The 14,255-nt window shown below is 73.3% G+C and carries 13 protein-coding genes; 5 read left to right on the forward strand and 8 right to left on the reverse strand.

Annotated features, from left to right (window positions below; genetic code table 11):
- Window positions 1-305 precede the first annotated feature (305 nt).
- From ACZ63H_RS11695 to ACZ63H_RS11725, 7 genes are all read right to left on the reverse strand, one after another.
- The gene (locus ACZ63H_RS11695) at window positions 306-1,898 is read right to left on the reverse strand and encodes a dipeptide ABC transporter ATP-binding protein (protein ID WP_469863862.1); all 1,593 of its coding nucleotides are present in this window, start codon (window positions 1,896-1,898) and stop codon (window positions 306-308) included.
- Window positions 1,895-2,893, reverse strand: coding sequence for an ABC transporter permease (locus tag ACZ63H_RS11700; protein ID WP_469863864.1), 999 nt, complete (start codon window positions 2,891-2,893; stop codon window positions 1,895-1,897). The genes ACZ63H_RS11695 and ACZ63H_RS11700 overlap by 4 nt, the downstream gene beginning before the upstream one ends.
- Window positions 2,890-3,963: an ABC transporter permease gene (locus ACZ63H_RS11705; RefSeq protein WP_469863866.1), complete on the reverse strand. Its 1,074-nt coding sequence runs from the start codon at window positions 3,961-3,963 to the stop codon at window positions 2,890-2,892. The genes ACZ63H_RS11700 and ACZ63H_RS11705 overlap by 4 nt, the downstream gene beginning before the upstream one ends.
- Window positions 3,964-3,967: 4 nt before the next feature.
- Window positions 3,968-5,686, reverse strand: a complete 1,719-nt coding sequence (locus ACZ63H_RS11710) for an ABC transporter substrate-binding protein (RefSeq protein ID WP_469863868.1) — start codon at window positions 5,684-5,686, stop codon at window positions 3,968-3,970.
- A 234-nt stretch (window positions 5,687-5,920) separates the two neighbouring features.
- A complete protein-coding gene (locus ACZ63H_RS11715) occupies window positions 5,921-6,016 on the reverse strand; it encodes an Ms4533A family Cys-rich leader peptide (protein WP_358690659.1) in 96 nt (31 codons plus the stop codon).
- A gap of 57 nt (window positions 6,017-6,073) precedes the next feature.
- The gene (locus tag ACZ63H_RS11720) at window positions 6,074-6,883 is read right to left on the reverse strand and encodes a DUF3152 domain-containing protein (RefSeq protein WP_469863870.1); all 810 of its coding nucleotides are present in this window, start codon (window positions 6,881-6,883) and stop codon (window positions 6,074-6,076) included.
- Window positions 6,884-7,857: 974 nt separating this feature from the next.
- Window positions 7,858-8,844 (reverse strand): alpha/beta fold hydrolase, encoded by a 987-nt coding sequence (locus tag ACZ63H_RS11725; RefSeq protein ID WP_469863872.1) that lies wholly within the window; start codon window positions 8,842-8,844, stop codon window positions 7,858-7,860.
- Window positions 8,845-9,041: 197 nt separating this feature from the next.
- On the opposite strand from ACZ63H_RS11725, the gene ACZ63H_RS11730 reads away from it, so the two are divergent.
- The 4 genes from ACZ63H_RS11730 (at window position 9,042) to ACZ63H_RS11745 (ending at window position 10,952) form a co-directional block, all read left to right on the forward strand.
- Entirely contained in the window at window positions 9,042-9,275 is a 234-nt protein-coding gene (locus ACZ63H_RS11730) for a hypothetical protein (RefSeq protein ID WP_469863874.1), read from the forward strand.
- A 178-nt stretch (window positions 9,276-9,453) separates the two neighbouring features.
- A complete protein-coding gene (locus ACZ63H_RS11735) occupies window positions 9,454-10,095 on the forward strand; it encodes a TetR/AcrR family transcriptional regulator (RefSeq protein ID WP_030787897.1) in 642 nt (213 codons plus the stop codon).
- Window positions 10,096-10,260: 165 nt separating this feature from the next.
- A complete protein-coding gene (locus tag ACZ63H_RS11740; protein ID WP_387508793.1) occupies window positions 10,261-10,488 on the forward strand; it encodes a DUF3107 domain-containing protein in 228 nt (75 codons plus the stop codon).
- Between the two features lie 194 nt (window positions 10,489-10,682).
- Window positions 10,683-10,952 (forward strand): hypothetical protein, encoded by a 270-nt coding sequence (locus ACZ63H_RS11745; protein WP_469863876.1) that lies wholly within the window; start codon window positions 10,683-10,685, stop codon window positions 10,950-10,952.
- A gap of 43 nt (window positions 10,953-10,995) precedes the next feature.
- Here the strand turns inward: ACZ63H_RS11745 and ACZ63H_RS11750 are convergent, their stop codons facing one another.
- Entirely contained in the window at window positions 10,996-11,742 is a 747-nt protein-coding gene (locus ACZ63H_RS11750) for a ferritin-like fold-containing protein (RefSeq protein WP_467933412.1), read from the reverse strand.
- Window positions 11,743-12,122: 380 nt separating this feature from the next.
- On the opposite strand from ACZ63H_RS11750, the gene ACZ63H_RS11755 reads away from it, so the two are divergent.
- The coding region (locus tag ACZ63H_RS11755) for a DEAD/DEAH box helicase (RefSeq protein ID WP_469863878.1) at window positions 12,123-14,255 on the forward strand (2,133 nt) is incomplete at its 3' end.

A 14,255-nucleotide genomic window follows, 5' to 3' on the forward strand; every position in this document is an offset into this window, starting at 1 on the left:
TCCTCCGCCGCGTAGTCGAATAGGTCCGGGTACACCCGCGCCAGCAGCGGGAACGCCTCTCTCCAGCCCCCTCCCCCCCCCCCCCCCACCCCCCCCTCCACTCCCCCCCCCCCCCCCCCCCCCCCCCCCCCCCCCCCTACCCCTCCCCCCCCTCCCCCCCCCCCCCCCCCCCCCCCCCCCACCAAAAGGGGTGAACGCTCGTAACTTTCGCGGGCGGGTCACGTTCGGCCGCGCTAATGCGTCACACGGTGAGCGCGCGGACGCGGCACGTGACGGCGTGCGGGGGCGGGCTTCGGAGCCGGACGCTAGGCCGCCGCCGGCTCGCGTCGGGCGGCGCGCCGCCGGGCCGCCAGTTCCGGGTCGAGGGCGGGTACGGCGGCCAGGAGCTGCCGGGTGTACGGCTCGCGTGGGCTGTCGTAGACCTCGTCGGCGGGCCCGTACTCGACGAGCCGGCCGTGCCGCATCACCGCGACCCGGTCGCTGACCTGGCGGACGACGGCGAGGTCGTGCGCGATGAAGACCAGCGCCAGGCCGAGTTCCCGCTGGAGTTCGCCGAGCAGGGCGACCACCTGGGCCTGGGTGGTGACGTCGAGCGCGGAGACCGGCTCGTCGCAGACGAGGGCGCGCGGCTCGGCGGCGAGCGCCCGTGCGATGCCGACCCGCTGGCGCTGCCCGCCGCTGAACTCGTGCGGGTAGCGGTCGTAGTGCGCCCGGTCGAGCCCCACGCGCTCCAGCAGTTCCGACACCCGCCCCCGGATGCGCTCCTCGTCGCGTTCACCGCGTGCGCGCAGCGGGTCGGCGATGGACTCGCCGATGCCGCGCCGGGGGTTGAGGGAGGAGACGGGGTCCTGGAAGACCATCTGGACGGCCGGGTTCACCCCGGTGTGCGGGCGCCCGGCGTAGCGGATCTCGCCGGCGGTCGGCTCCAGCAGTCCGACCAGCATGCGGCCGAGCGTGGTCTTGCCGCTGCCGCTCTCGCCGACCACGCCGAGGGTCTCCCCGCGCCGGACGGTCACCGAGACGTCGTCCACGGCCGCGAACGCCCGCTTGCCGCGCCCGAACTCGCGCCGCACCCCGGTGGCCTCCAGCACGACCTCGTCGGTGGCCGGGGAGCCGGTCCGGCGGGCGTCCACGCGCGGGACCGCGTCGAGCAGTTCGCGGGTGTACGGCTCGGCGGGCGCGGCGAGGACGGCGCCGACCGGGCCGCGTTCGACGGCCCTGCCGTGCCGCATGACGAGGATGTCGTCCACGCTCTCGGCGGCCACGCCCACGTCGTGGGTGACGAGCAGCAGGCCCATGCCGGTCTCCGTGCGCAGGGTGTGCAGCAGGTCGAGGATCTGGGCCTGGACGGTGACGTCGAGTGCGGTGGTCGGCTCGTCGGCGATCAGCAGGTCCGGCTCGCCGGCGAGGGCCATGGCGATGAGGGCGCGCTGGCGCATGCCGCCGCTGAACTCGTGCGGCCGGGACCGGGCCCGCCGGGCCGCGTCCGGGATGCCGACCCGGTCCAGCACCTCCACGGCACGCGCGCGTGCGGCGCGGCGCGACACGCGGGCGTGGACGCGGTAGACCTCGGCGATCTGGTCGCCGATCGCGTAGTACGGGTCGAGCGAGGACAGCGGGTCCTGGAAGACCATGGCCGCCTTGGCGCCGCGCAGCCGGCGCAGTTCCTCGTCGGAGGCCGCCCGGACGTCGGTGCCGGCCACCCGGACCGCGCCGCCGACCCGGGCGCCGGTGCCCCGGTGCAGGCCCAGCAGGGCGCCGGCGACCGTGGACTTGCCGGAGCCGGACTCGCCGACCAGGGCGAGGGCGGCGCCCTCCGCCAGGCTGAAGGAGAGGCCGTCGACGGCGCGCAGGGGGCCGAACTCGACGGTCAGGTCCGTCACTTCCACCAGGCTCATGCGAGCACCACCCGTCGGTCGGCCACCGCGTACAGGACGTCCGCGACGGCGTTGGCGAGGACCACGAAGAAGCCGGTCACCAGGACCATCCCGACGACCACCGGCAGGTCGACGACCTTGACCGCGTGCACCAGTTCCTGGCCGATGCCGGGCAGGCCGAACAGGGTCTCGGTGAGCACGGCGCCGCCGATGGCCGAGCCGAAGGTGACCGCGTTGAGGGCGATGACGGAGGCCGTCGCGCCGCGCAGGGCGTGCCGGGCGATCACCGCGCGTTCGGCGACGCCGTAGGCGCGGAAGGTGCGGATGTGGTCCTCGGCCAGGGTCTCCAGCATCGACGCCCGGGTCAGCCGGGCGAAGTTGGCCGCCTCGATGAGGGCGAGGGACAGCCAGGGCAGCAGCAGGTTCCACGCCCACTGTTCGGGGTCGTCGGTGAAGTTGACGTACTGCGGGAAGGGCAGCAGCCGGAGTTCTCCGCAGACGACGATCATCAGGACCAGGCCGATGACGAAGACGGGGGTGGCGACGCCCGCGAGGGTGATCGCGGTCAGCACGCGCTCGGAGAGGCGGCCGCGCCGCCAGGCGGACAGCACGCCGGTGCCGACGCCGAGCAGCAGCCAGATCACCATCGCGCCGAGCACCAGCGAGAAGCTCACCGGCAGCTTGGTCCAGATGATGTCGGTGACCTGCCGGCCGCTCTGGTACGACTCGCCCAGGCAGGGCGCCGCGCAGTGCTCCACGGAGGTGCCCGTGGAGTAGTCCTGGCCCACGAAGACGCCCTGGAGGAAGTGCCAGTAGCGCACGTACAGCGGGTCGTCGAGGTGGAGTTGCTGGGCCACCTGGTGGACCTGGGCCGGGGAGCAGCGCGGGCCGCAGGTGATCTGGGCGACGTTGCCGGGGGTGACGTAGAAGACGACGTAGATGATCACCGAGAGCACGAACAGGGTGATCAGGGCGCCGACGAGGCGGCGCAGGACGAAACCGGTGAAGCCGTTCACGCCCTCTCCTCCTTCCGCGGCGCGGGGTCCGCGACGGCGGTCCCGTCGCCGGGCGGGGTGTTCGCCGGGGCCGCCTCGGCGCGGGCCTCCCGCTTGCGGCCGGTGCCGATGCGCAGCCGGGAGGCGGCGCGCGGGTCGAGGGCGACGCGGACGCCGTCACCGAGGACGGTCATGGCGAACACGGTCACGAACAGGGCGAGGGCGGGCAGCAGCAGGTACTGCGGGGCGGCCTCGTACCAGACGTCGGCGGAGGTGAGCATCTGGCCCCACGAGGGGGTGGGCGGCTGCACGCCGACGCCGAGGAAGGACAAGGCCGCCTCGGCGCTGATGTTCGCCGGGACCAGCAGCGCGGCGTAGGTGATGACCGGCGCGGCGAGGCCCGGGAGGAGTTCGCGTACGGCGGTGCGCCAGGTGCTCCAGCCGCTGAGCCGGGACGCCGAGACGTAGTCGAGGTTCTTCAGGGCGAGCGTCTGCGCGCGCACCATCTTCGCCATCGTGGACCACCCGGAGACCAGGGAGAGGATCAGCGCGACCAGGACCGGGCGCGGGAAGCCGTCGGGCGCGACGGCCAGCAGCGCCAGCGCCATGATCATCAGGGGCATCGCGACGAAGATGTCGGTGATCCGGCTCAGCACCAGGTCCACCCAGCGGTTGCCCAGTCCGGCGGCCATGCCCACGGCGACGCCGAGGAGGACCTGGACCAGCGTGGCGCCCAGCGACACACCGAGCGAGACCCGCGCGCCGTAGACCAGCCGGGCGAACAGGTCACGGCCGGTCTGCGGCTCGACGCCCAGCCAGTGGTCGGCGCTCGCGCCGCCGAGGGAGCCGATGGGCACGCCGCCGCGGGCGGAGTCGATCAGGGCGGGGTGGTAGGTGGTGGGGTCCTGGCCCTCGACGGCGGTGAGCAGCGGCGCGGCGAGCGCGACCAGGACGAGCAGTGCGACGACGACGGCGGCGACGAGGGCGGCGCGCTGCGCCCGCAGCCGCCGCCAGAACTGGCGGGCCCCCGAGACCGCCGGGACGGTGGTGTCCGTCCCGGCGGTCTCGACGGCGACGAGTGCCTCGCTCACGGCGCTACTTCACCGCGATCTGGGAGACGTCCAGGACACCGGTCCAGTCGCTGATGACGACGTTCTTGACGTCCTTGCCGTACAGGCGCTTGTAGACCGGGTGGAACAGCGGCACGACGAGGGCCTTCTCGCCGATCTTCTTGTCCAGCGCACCCCAGCGCCGAGCGGCGGCGTCGAGGTCGGTCAGCTTGTTGATCGCGTCGATCTCGTCGTTGACCGACTTGTCGTTCAGCAGACCCGAGTTGAAGTTCGCTCCGTCCTTGACGATCTGCCGGCCGTCGAAGATGGGCGCGAGGAAGGGGCCGCCGGACGGCCAGTCCGCACCCCAGTGGGCGAGGAAGAGGCCCGGCTCGGTCTTCACGCTGTGGACCTTGTCCCGGTAGTCGTTGTCCTCCAGGCCCTGGAGCCTGACCGTGATGCCCGCCTTCTTCAGCGCGTCCTGGACGGCGGTGGCGATCTCCGGGCTGGTCTCGAAGTCCTTGCTGTTGGAGTGGGTCAGCGTGATGGTGAGGCCGTTCTTGTGACCGGCCTGCGCGAGCAGTTCCCTGGCCTTCGCCGGGTTGCCCGACCGGCCGGCCGGGAACGGGTCGTACGGCGTGTGGCCGAAGGACTTCTGGTCGGGCAGGAAGGTGGTGGCGGGTTCGGCGAGGGCGCTGCCGCCGGCCGCGTTGACCACGGAGGAGCGGTCGATGGCGTACGCGATCGCCTGGCGCACCCTGGGGTCGTCGAACGGCTTCACCTCGGGGTTGAACGCGAGGTAGTTGGTGTAGCCGAAGTGGCCGGTGCCCACGCGCGCGGCCAGTGCCTTGTCGCCGCTCACCTTGGCGAGTTCGGCGGGGCCGAGGTTGGTGTCGGTGGTGACGGCGGCGGCGTCCGCGCCCTGGGACGCGGACAGCCGCTGGTTGATCACCGAGGAGTCGAGGCCGGAGCGCACGTCGATGGTGTCCGGGTACGCCTTGCGCTCGGCGTCGGTCGCCGCCGACCAGTTGGGGTTGCGCTCCAGGACGAGGTGCTCGCCGTCGTTCTCGTTCTTGACGACCTTGTACGGGCCGGAGGAGACCGGGTGCGACTCGTACTTGGTGCCGGTGTCCTTGCCCTTGGGCACCGGGGTGAACTGCGTCTGCGTGGCCAGGTACGGGAACTCGCCCTCGGGCTTGTCCAGGTGGAAGACGATGGTCCGCTCGTCCGGCGTCTCGATCGCGGCGAGACCCTTCTTGTCCTTGTACGGCCCCTGGTAGTCGGCGGCGCCGACCAGCCAGTCCCGCAGGTAGGGGGCGCCGCCGGAGAGTTCGGGGGCGAAGGAGCGCTCGATGCCGTACTTGATGTCGGCCGAGGTGATCGGCGTGCCGTCCTCGTACTTGAGGCCCTTCTTCAGGGTGTACGTCCACACGGTCGCGTCCTTGTTGGGGCGTCCGGTGTCGGTGGCGAGGTCCGGGACGACCTTCGCGCCGGCCTCGCCGTTCTCGCGGTTGCGCGTGGTGAGGGTGCGGAAGACCAGCGAGGGGACGTTTCCGCCGCCGGAGGTGTACAGGCGCGCGGGGTCGAAGTCGCTCTGCGGCTGGGAGTTCAGGATCGTGAGCGTGCCGCCCTTGTGGGGCGCCACGTCGCCACCGGAAGCCTTGGCATCGCTGTCCTCCGGGCCACAGGCGGCGACGCCCGCTGCCACGACCAGGCTGACGGATGCCGCTGCCACGCGGCGCGCTCTGACGGACGGTTGACGCATCGGAATGACGACCTCTCGGGATGACGAGTCAGGTTGATCAGGAAGGTGATCAAGGTTGATCGAGTACTTCTCGACGGGTGGATCGAGGTTTTCTCGACACGTGAGACATGCGGACGAGGAGTGAGACGACTGCGGACAGACGTCGGCCCCGGCGTCGGGTCGTCGAAAAATCCGTGACACGGTCACGGAGGGATGGAGCGAACGGTCGCGACGCGAACGCCGGGGGAGGCGCCGTCAGCGACAGTGGATGTCGGCCACGCAGAGTGCGGTCACGCCGATGAGCGCCAGCTCGATGGAGGCGCTCGCAGGGACGGCGTGACGGGACCACATGCGCAGAAATATGAATGAACATGCGGGCTTATGTCAATGTGACATAAGCGGTGCACGTCAACTCCCGGGGTACGGCCAGGCGTTGGCCCGGCAGTGGATCCCGTCGTGGTCCAGGAACTTGGTCTGCTGCTGCATCACGGGCGCCAGCTCGCCGTCCTTCTGGCAGGTGACGTGTCCGTGGCCGAGCCGGTGACCGACCTCGTGGTTGATCAACATCTGCCGGTACGCATGGATCCGGTCACCGTACGTCCTGCTTCCCTGAGCCCACCGGTACCCATTGATCATGACGCGTTCGGTCGAGGCCGAGTCGCAGGAAACGTTGTCCTCGGTCGTGTCCAGACCGGACATGGCGCACCACTTGGCGGTGGTGCCGGGGCTGGCCAGCGTGATCACGAAGTCGGGCGTGCCGGAGGAGATGCGCTCGAAGGTGCGCGCGCCGCCGTGGGCCCAGCTGCGCCGGTCGTTCAGGGTCCTCTGCACGGCCTCGGCGAACAGCGCGCCGTCCAGTCCGAGGCCCTGCTCGACATCGACGCGGTAGCGGTACTTCTGCCCCGTACCGGGCGCCCTGTCGAACCCGGGCACGACGTCGAACTTCCCCGACCCGCCGCTCAGGCCGGGGCCGAGCGGGTAGGTCCGGCTCATCTTCTGCTCGTACGTCAGCGGTGCCGGACTCGGTACGGCCGCGGGCGCGGGCTTGCCGGAGGCACGGGTGCCGTGGGCCTGGCCGGTGGCGGACCGGGACCGTACGTCGCCGTCGTCCCGCGTCTTGGCGACCTGGCCGGCGACGATCACCGCGAGCACGGTGGTGACGGCGGCCGCCGCGATGCCGGCGAACGCCCGCCCCTTGGCGCCGCGCTGCGCGGGCACGGCGGAGCCGGGCGGCCGCGACGGCTCGTCCGGCTGCCCGGCGGTACGGGGCGCGGAGCCGGGGCCCGGGCCGGCCGGAACGCCGTCGGTTTCCCCGCGCCGCGCACCGCGCGGGCCGGCGCCGTCGAAGGCTTCGAGGTACTCCTGCCGAGGGCCGGACCCGGTCCCTGAACGACGCCCGGCACCACCGTCCGGCCCCGTCTGTCGCCGCCGGGGGCCGGATCCCGGGCCGCGCCCGGAACCGCCCTCCGCCCCCGCCTTCCGCTGCCGGGGCAGCACCACCCCGGGCCTGCCGCCGTCGGCGGTCGCGGGCACACCGTTCCCGGTCGCGGCGCCGGACCCCCTGGACGCGCCGTGCGCGGGGGTGGTGCCGGGAGCGCGCGAGCCACCACGGCCGGCGGCCCCGTCGGGCGGGGCCGGGCGGCCGGACCGGCCGGCGAACTCCCCCCAGCCGCCCCCGGCTTCCCGCTGCTCGGGGTGTCCGCCCCGCGCGGAATCACCTTCGGGACGGCTCGGCACACCGCGCGCGGGGGAGCCCCCGGAGGACGGGGGCGTGTCCTGTGCCGGGGTGCCGCCCGAGGACCGGGGCGCGCCCTGCCCGGGCGCGCCGCCGGGCCGCCGCCGCGCGCCCCGGCGACCGGCGGCCCCGTCGGGGCGGCCGGTCGCAGCGGTCGCCGGAGCACCGGCGGAAGTCCATGGCGTGCCCTGGGCCGGGGCACCGCCCGCGGGCCCGGGAACACCCTCGGCCGGGGTACCGCCCGCGCGCCTCGGGGCGCCCTCGGCCGGAGTGCCGTCGGACGGGCCCGGCGTCGGCGCACCGGCCGCCGACCCGCCCCGGTCGGGCCGCGGCCCCGGGGCGGTGTCCTGCCGGCCGTCGGCACGGTTGCCGTGCCCGCCGGTGCGTTCCGCGGTTATGTCCGTCGTCTCGGTCCTGGGGGCCGGTCCGCGGCGGCTGTGGCGTCCCACCCTGGCCGTCAGCTCCTCGCGCCCGGGGCGGTGCCGTCGCTGCCGGGCGGCTGCGCGAGCAGTTCCCGGAAGGCGCCGGCGACCACGTCGGGGTACTCCATCATCGCCACGTGCCCGGCGTCCGGCAGGGTCACCAGCCGGGAGCGGCCGAAGGCCCGGGCGGCCTTGCGGGCCATGCGGAAGCCGACGAGCTGGTCCCGGCCGCCGTAGACCAGCAGGGTGGGGGCCAGCACCCGTTCGGCCTGGCGCCACAGCCCGTGCTGGCCGCCCAGCGTGTAAGCGTTCACGATGCCGCGCGCGGAACGGGCCATCGCGTCCCAGAAGTACGGCAGCCGCAGCCGCCGCTCCAGCTCCTCCACGGCCTGCTGGAACGCCTCGGGCGTCACCCGCCCCGGGTCGCCGTAGCAGAGCCCCATCACCCCGCGCACCCGCTGCTCGGGGGTCCATTCCCTGGTGAGCCGGGTGAACAGGGCCGCGATCCCGGGCACGCCGAGCAGTCCCGTGGGCACCGCGGTGCGCTGGATGCGCAGCTCCGGCAGGGCGGGCGAGACGAGGGTGAGGGTGCGGACGAGGTCGGGGCGCACGGCGGCCACGCGCGTGGCGACCGCGCCGCCGAGGGAGTTGCCGAAGAGGTGGACGGGGCCGCGGCCGGCCGCGTCGAGATGGCGGATCACCGCGCGCGCATGCCCGGTGACGGAGTAGTCGCCGTCGTCCGGGGGCGGGGAGTCGCCGAAGCCCGGCAGGTCGACCGCCTCGCTGTCCACGACGCCGTCCAGCTCGGCCATGAGCGACGACCAGTTCTGCGAGGAGCCGCCGAGCCCGTGGACGTACAGCGCGGGCGGCAGGCCCTCGCGCGCCGGCTGCCGGGACCGGATCGTCAGCGTGACCCCGGGCAGCCCCACGGACCGCAGCCGTTCGCCGTCACCGACCCGGACGGGCGCCACTCGGGGAAGAACACTGGCGGCCGGCACGGACGGCGACTCGGTCGAAGGCATGCGGCAATGTTACGAGGTGATCACGTCCGGATTCATGTGTTCGCCGTCACAGAGTGAACCGTATTCGGACGGAGAACCGGACAGCGAACGGGCCTGACGGCATGGCGTCCGGATCAGCAGTCTCCTAGGCTCGTACAGAGGGCACCCGCGTGTGGCCCCTGCTGTTTCCAGGGACGTTCGTAGGAAGGGAGCCCACCATGGCCTATGACCCCACAGAGCCCGACGCGTTCGAGGACATCGACGACCTGGAGGCCGACGCGGTGACGGAGTTCGGTGTGGAGGCACCCGAGGTGGACGCGGCCGAGCAGCACGCCGACATCGCCCCGGACCGCGACGACCCCCTGACGGGCGTGGACCCGGACCGCGGGAACGAGGCCGATCTCGTGGAGCAGGCACGCGTGGTCGCGCTCGACGAGGACGACTACCGCTGACCTCGCGGGACGCCCGGCCGCCCGCCCCGGGCCCGCGACCGGCCTCCTGAGGGTGCCGCACGGCTTTCGCCGTCGTCCGGTACGTGAAATTCTGCGCTCGCACCGCGCACACCACTGTTACCGAAAAGTACGATGGCCGCGCGGCCGAGACCGCATGTGGACGACTTTGGGAGGCGGCGTGACAGCCATCGAGCAGACTGAGGCAGCACGCCCGCGGGGCACGCGTCTGCCGCGCCGAGCCCGGCGGAACCAGTTGCTGGGCGCCGCTCAGGAGGTTTTCGTCGCGCAGGGCTACCACGCCGCGGCGATGGACGACATCGCCGAGCGGGCCGGCGTGAGCAAGCCGGTGCTCTACCAGCACTTCCCCGGCAAGCTCGACCTTTATCTGGCGCTGCTGGACCAGCACTGCGAGTCGCTGATCCAGGCCGTGCGCGGCGCGCTCGCCTCGACGACCGACAACAAGCAGCGCGTCCGGGCGACCATGGACGCCTATTTCGCCTACGTGGAGGACGACGGCGGGGCCTTCCGGCTGGTCTTCGAGTCCGACCTGACGAACGAGCCCGCGGTGCGCGAGCGCGTGGACAAGGTCACCAACGAGTGCGCCGAGGCGATCTGCGACGTCATCGCCGAGGACACCGGCCTGTCCCGGGCGGAATCGATGCTGCTCGCCTCCGGCCTCGGCGGACTCGCCCAGGTGGTCGCCCGTTCGTGGCTGCACAGCGACCGCAGCGTCCCGCGCGACCAGGCGGTGCAGTTGCTGGCCTCGCTGGCCTGGCGGGGCATCGCCGGCTTCCCGCTGCACGGCACCGAGCACCACTGACCGGTGTTGCGGCCGGGCGCGCCGGGCGCGTGCGCGCTTTGTTCCCGCCCGGTGTTCGCTCGTGGCGTTCCGTCCCGCGGCGTACGGGTCCCCTCACCGGGCTAATGTGTGCTGGGTACGGCGCGGTTGATCGCGCACATCACTGACCGTCGGAGGGACATAGCCGTGGAGGTCAAGATCGGCGTGCAGCACGCGCCCCGCGAGATCGTTCTGGAGAGCGGTCAGAGCGTCGAGGAGGTCGAGGGCATCGTCGCCGAGGCGCTGGCCGGCAAGACGGGGCTGCTCAGCCTCCAGGACGAGAAGGGCCGCAAGGTCCTGGTGCCGACGGACCGGCTGGCCTACGTGGAGATCGGCGAGCCGACCGTGCGCAAGGTGGGTTTCGGCACGCTCTGAACCGCAGGCGTCGCGAAGGGCCCGGCGGCCGTGTGCCGCCGGGCCCTTCGCGTGCCTCCCGCGCCCGTTCGCCGTAGGGTCCGCACACACGTACGGAGCACAACTTCTCCACAGCCAAGGATTGCAATCCGCAGGTCACGGGTATGACGGGCTACAACCGTCGAGCCGGACCGGCCGTGGGAGGAACCCCCGACATGATCTACGAAGCGCTCGGCTCCGCCGTGCTCGGTCTGCTCCTCGCCTGGGCGGGGGCGTACCGCCTCGCCCACCGCCTGCCGGCCCGCCCGCTGGTGTACTCGACGGGCGTCGCCGGAGCCCTCTTCGGCGACTTCGTCACCCGTACCGCCCTGGGCCCCGGCACCGCGCTGCTCAGCCTGCTGGGCGCCGCGGTCGTCTCGGTGGCGTCGCTGTCCCTGCTGCTGCGCCCGGCGGGCCGCCTGCGCCGCCGGTCGGCGCCGGCGTAAGGCCCCGCCGCCCCGGCGCACGGTGCCGAGGGGCGGCCGCCGCTCAGGCCGCGAGCCCCAGCGCGGCCATCCGCTTCGTGTGCGCCTCGGTGATCCGCGAGAACATCCGCCCGACCTCGGCGAGGTCGAAGCCGTCGGCCACACCCCCCACGAGCATCGTGGACAGCGCGTCCCGCTCGGCGACCACCCGCTGGGACTGCGACAGCGCCTCGCCCATCAGCCGCCGCGCCCACAGCGCCAGCCGGCCGCCCACGCGCGGGTCGGCGTCGATGGCGGCCCGCACCTTCTCCACCGCGAACCCGGCATGCCCGGTGTCGTCCAGCACCGAGAGCACCAGCTCACGCGTGTCGGAGTCGAGGCGGGCCGCGACCTCCCGGTAGAAGTCGCTCGCGATCGAGTCGCCGACGTAGGCCTTGACCAGGCCCTCCAGCCAGTCCGAGGGCGCGGTCTGGCGGTGGAAGCCGTCGAGCGCGGCCACGAACGGGTCCATGGCGGCCGTCGGCTCCTCGCCGATCCCGGTCAGCCGGTCCCGCAGCCGTTCGAAGTGGTGGAACTCGGCCGAGGCCATCTTCGCCAGCTCCGCCTTGTCCGCGAGGGTCGGCGCCAGCTTGGCGTCCTCCGCGAGCCGCTCGAACGCCGCGAGCTCTCCGTAGGCGAGCGCGCCGAGCAGGTCCACGACGGCGGCGCGGTACTGCGGGTCGGCGGACGCCTGCGCCCAGTCCTGGGCGGCGACACCGGTGGGTCCGGAGGGTTCGGCGGACGCGTTCTCAGGCTTGTCAGAGCTACTCATGAGGCGCACAATAGCCCGCTCGGCGGCTCGCTCAAGCCCTCGGCCGATCACCGTGATGCACCCGCCGATCACTGTGACCACGACTACGTGACCGAATCGGCCGTCGCATGTGCGCCGATCCGGGGTATGGTGGTAATGCGCCTGCTGAGTGCGTCGACGGTGTTCGACGTGTCCGACAGGCCGCACGCATGAGGATGCCCGGTCGGTGGCCCGATCGGCTCCGACCCGACAGCTCCCCACGACCGTACGGCTCTGACCGTGCGACAACGGGAGAGACCCTCAGCGGTACGAGCGCTAGAGCGTCGGCAGAGGTCCCGTGTCTTACGGCTTGCCCGAGTGGTTCGCCCGTACGGCGGCCGACGTCCCCGGCACGGTCAGACATGACCCCCGCGCTCGCCTCGCACCGCACACACAGAAGAGGCAGCACCCTGACTACGACGTTTCGTGAACTCGGAATCCTTCCCGAGACCGCCGAGGCCCTGGAAGCCGTCGGCATCATCAACCCCTTCCCCATCCAGGAGATGACGCTCCCCGTCGCCCTGTCCGGCACGGACGTCATCGGCCAGGCCAAGACCGGCACCGGCAAGACGCTGGGCTTCGGCCTCCCGCTCCTCGAGCGCGTCACCGTCCCCGCCGACGTGGAGGCCGGACGCGCCGCCCCCGGCGACCTCACCGACGCCCCGCAGGCCCTCGTCGTCGTCCCCACGCGCGAGCTGTGCACCCAGGTCACCAACGACCTGCTGACGGCGGGCAAGGTCCGCAACGTCCGCGTGGTCGCGATCTACGGCGGCCGGGCGTACGAGCCGCAGGTCGAGGCCCTGAAGAAGGGCGTCGACGTCGTCGTCGGCACCCCGGGCCGGCTGCTCGACCTCGCGGGCCAGAAGAAGCTGGACCTGAAGCACGTCAAGTGCCTGGTCCTCGACGAGGCCGACGAGATGCTCGACCTGGGCTTCCTGCCCGACGTCGAGAAGATCATCGGCATGCTGCCGGCCAAGCGGCAGACGATGCTGTTCTCGGCCACCATGCCGGGCGCCGTCATCGGCCTCGCGCGCCGCTACATGTCCCGGCCCACGCACATCCGCGCCACCGCGCCGGACGACGAGGGCGCCACGGTCGCGAACATCAAGCAGTTCGTGTACCGCGCGCACAACATGGACAAGCCGGAGATGGTCGCCCGCATCCTCCAGGCCGAGGGCCGCGGACTCGCGATGATCTTCTGCCGCACGAAGCGGACGGCCGCCGACATCGCCGAGCAGCTCCAGCGGCGCGGGTTCGCCTCCGGCGCGGTCCACGGCGACCTCGGCCAGGGCGCCCGCGAGCAGGCGCTGCGCGCCTTCCGCAACGGCAAGGTCGACGTCCTGGTCTGCACCGACGTCGCCGCGCGCGGCATCGACGTCGAGGGCGTGACCCACGTCATCAACTACCAGTCCCCCGAGGACGAGAAGACCTACCTGCACCGCGTCGGCCGTACGGGCCGGGCGGGCGCCAAGGGTACGGCGATCACGTTCGTCGACTGGGACGACATCCCGCGCTGGCAGCTGATCAACAAGGCGCTGGAGCTGGACTTCAACGACCCGGTGGAGACGTACTCCAGCTCTCCGCACCTGTTCTCCGACCTCGGCATCCCCGCGGGCACCAAGGGCGTCCTGCCGCGCTCCGAGCGGACCCGTGCCGGTCTGGACGCGGAGGTGCTGGAGGACCTGGGCGAGACCGGCGGACGAGGCGCGCGCGGCCGTGGCCGTGGTGGACGTGACGACCGTGGTGGGCGTGACGACCGCGGTGGCCGTGACGACCGCGGTGCCCCGGCGGCCGAGCGTGAGCGTCCGGCCCGTACGCCGCGCCGGCGCCGCCGTACGCGCGGCGGAGCGCCGCTGGACGCCGCCCCCGCCGTCTCCGCGCCGGCCGCCGAGGCCGCCGGGACGGACGAGGCCGAGGCGGAGGCCACGACCCGTACCCCGCGCCGCCGTCGCCGTACGCGCGGTGGAACGCCCGCGCAGCCGGTGACGGCCGCCACGGCGACCGAGGAGACGCCCGTCGTCGAGCCGGTGGCCGCGGTGGAGGCTCCCGTCGCGGAGCCGGTGGCCGCGGTGGCGGAGGCGCCCGCCGTGGAGGAGGCCCCGGAGAAGCCGCGCCGCCGTCGCACGCGGAAGCCGGCGGCGGCCGAGCCGGTGGAGGCCACGGCCCCGGTGGCCGAGCCCGTGGTCGCGGAGGCTCCGGTGGCGGAGGCCGCTCCGGTGACGGAGACCAAGCCGCGCCGCCGTACGCGCAAGGCCGCCGAGCCGGTCGCCGAGGCGGAGCCGGCCGTGGCCGCGGCCGAGGCCCCGGAGGAGGCCAAGCCGCGCCGCCGCACCCGCAAGGCGGCGGAGCCGGTCACGCCGGAGACCCCCGAGGCGGAAGCGGAGACCAAGCCGCGCCGCACCCGCAAGACGGCCACCGTCGCGCCGGAGGCGGCCGAGACGGAGACGGAGGCCAAGCCGAGCCGCACCCGGAAGACCGCGGCCGCCGCCGAAGCC

It is taken from the genome of Streptomyces sp. NPDC104831, from assembly GCF_055583025.1.

Bases quoted from the DNA above. Each gene is read 5' to 3' on its own strand.
- ACZ63H_RS11710 (WP_469863868.1), bottom strand. From the start codon at position 5,686: ATGCGTCAACCGTCCGTCAGAGCGCGCCGCGTGGCAGCGGCATCCGTC.
- ACZ63H_RS11725 (WP_469863872.1), bottom strand. From the start codon at position 8,844: ATGCCTTCGACCGAGTCGCCGTCCGTGCCGGCCGCCAGTGTTCTTCCC.
- ACZ63H_RS11695 (WP_469863862.1), bottom strand. From the start codon at position 1,898: ATGAGCCTGGTGGAAGTGACGGACCTGACCGTCGAGTTCGGCCCCCTG.
- ACZ63H_RS11745 (WP_469863876.1), top strand. From the start codon at position 10,683: ATGATCTACGAAGCGCTCGGCTCCGCCGTGCTCGGTCTGCTCCTCGCC.
- ACZ63H_RS11715 (WP_358690659.1), bottom strand. From the start codon at position 6,016: ATGTGGTCCCGTCACGCCGTCCCTGCGAGCGCCTCCATCGAGCTGGCG.
- ACZ63H_RS11730 (WP_469863874.1), top strand. From the start codon at position 9,042: ATGGCCTATGACCCCACAGAGCCCGACGCGTTCGAGGACATCGACGAC.
- ACZ63H_RS11750 (WP_467933412.1), bottom strand. From the start codon at position 11,742: ATGAGTAGCTCTGACAAGCCTGAGAACGCGTCCGCCGAACCCTCCGGA.